This window comes from Bradyrhizobium sp. P2_E8 (assembly GCF_056403875.1).
The window spans coordinates 1-1,666 of record NZ_JBFUES010001328.1; the positions used below are offsets into that span (position 1 = coordinate 1).

The window sequence follows — 1,666 nt, forward strand, 5'->3', positions numbered from 1 at the left end:
CGGCGCTCCTGGGTCAGGCCGCCAAAGCCGTAGGCGTCGCCCTTGACCTCGTCGACATGCAAATAGGTCTCGGGGTGCAGCGGGCCCAGAATTTCGGCCATGCGCTTGAACATCGCGGCGAGATAGGCCGCCTTCTCGTCCTTGGTGTTGGTGCCTTCGGTGACATGGATGTCGATCCAATAGCTGGCGAGCTTCTGCTCGGCGAGCGATTGGCCGCCGGCGAACCAGTCGTCCGCCTCGACCGATTTCACGATGATGGCGGTCACCTTGGGATCCTTGTGCAGGATTTTTGCGGTGAGCTCGGACACGGCATTCGCGATGTCGGCCTTCAGCGAGGGTGACTGGCGGGAGGTGGTGTAGGACACGGTGATCAGGGGCATGGTCGTTCTCCTCAAGATGTCGCGCAGGTCTTGCGCGGCGTTGATGAGAAGCTAGACCTCCCTTCTCCATTTTGGTATCTTATCTCTATTGATACCAGTGATAACAAATCATAATGACAGCCACGCTCGACATCGCCACCATCAAGGCCTTCCTGCTGGTCGCCGACCTCCAGAGCTTTACCCGCACCGCCGAAGCGCTCGGCACGACGCAAGCCGCGGTCAGCCTCAAGCTGCAGCGGCTGGAGACAGTGCTAGGCAAGCGCCTCGTCGAGCGCTCGCCGCGCGCGGTCCGGCTTACCGCCGACGGCGCAGCATTCCTCGAACGCGCCCGCGCCCTGATGGCGGCGCATGACCGCGCGCTGTCGGGCGACGCACCAGCCGCACAATCGCTCTCGCTCGGCATCTCCGATCACGCCGCCGGCCCCGAGCTGGTGCCGCTGCTCGAGCGGCTGCACGCGATGTCGTCAAATCTCGCCCTCGCCGTCACCATCGGCTTCTCGCGCGAGATGCAGGACGCGTACGACGCGGCCAGCTCGACGCGGTGATCGTCCGCCAGGAAGGGAGCCGCCGCGGCGGCGAAAAGCTGACCGAGGACGAGTTCGGCTGGTTCGCGTCACGCCGCTTCGCCCTGCCCAAGGGCGAGCCGCTGCCACTCGCAACGCTCGCCCCGCCCTGCGGCGTCCGCGCCGTCGCCGTGCGTGCGCTCGACAAGGCCGGCCTCGCCTGGCGCGAGCGATTTGTCGGCGGCGGCGTCACGGCGGTGGTCGCGGCCGCACTTGCCGGACTTGCGATCGCGCCGCTGGCGCGGCGGATCGCGCCACCCGGCCTCATCGACATCGGCCCCGCACACAGGCTGCCGAAACTCGGCAGCTCGAAGGTCATGCTGCATTCGAAGGTCAGCGACCCCGCCAAGCTGGCGGCGCTGCGTGCGGTGGCGGCGACGTTCAAGAGCGTCGCCGCCTGACATCACATCACCTCACAAGATCGCCTCGAACGCGCTGCGCAGTGTCTCGTGGCGGAATACGAAACCGCGGCTCAGCGCCTTGTTCGGCAGCACGCGCTGACCGCCGAGCAGCAGCTCGTCGGCAAAGCCGCCGCCGATCCGGCGCAAGAGGCCACCGGGAATGCGGAACACGGCGGGCCGATGCAGGCGGCGGCCAAGCTCTTCGGTGAACTTTGCATTGGTGACCGGGATCGGCGCCGTGGCGTTGACGGGACCGGCGAGGTCGGGCGTCGCGATCACATAGGCGATCAGCCGGATGAGATCGTCGCGCTCGATCCAGGAC

General features: G+C 66.9%; 2 protein-coding genes and 1 pseudogene. 1 reads left to right on the plus strand and 2 read right to left on the minus strand.

All coding sequences use genetic code 11. The features are described from left to right. On the minus strand, nt 1–380 hold a 380-nt coding region (locus tag AC1D00_RS40105), incomplete at its 3' end, for a tautomerase family protein (RefSeq protein WP_477014503.1). 113 nt (nt 381–493) lie between these two features. On the opposite strand from AC1D00_RS40105, the pseudogene AC1D00_RS40110 reads away from it, so the two are divergent. Next, a pseudogene (locus AC1D00_RS40110) lies at nt 494–1,344 on the plus strand (LysR family transcriptional regulator). A gap of 12 nt (nt 1,345–1,356) precedes the next feature. On the opposite strand, the gene AC1D00_RS40115 reads toward AC1D00_RS40110, so the two are convergent. Next, on the minus strand, nt 1,357–1,666 hold a 310-nt coding region (locus AC1D00_RS40115), incomplete at its 5' end, for a DUF1731 domain-containing protein (protein WP_477014504.1).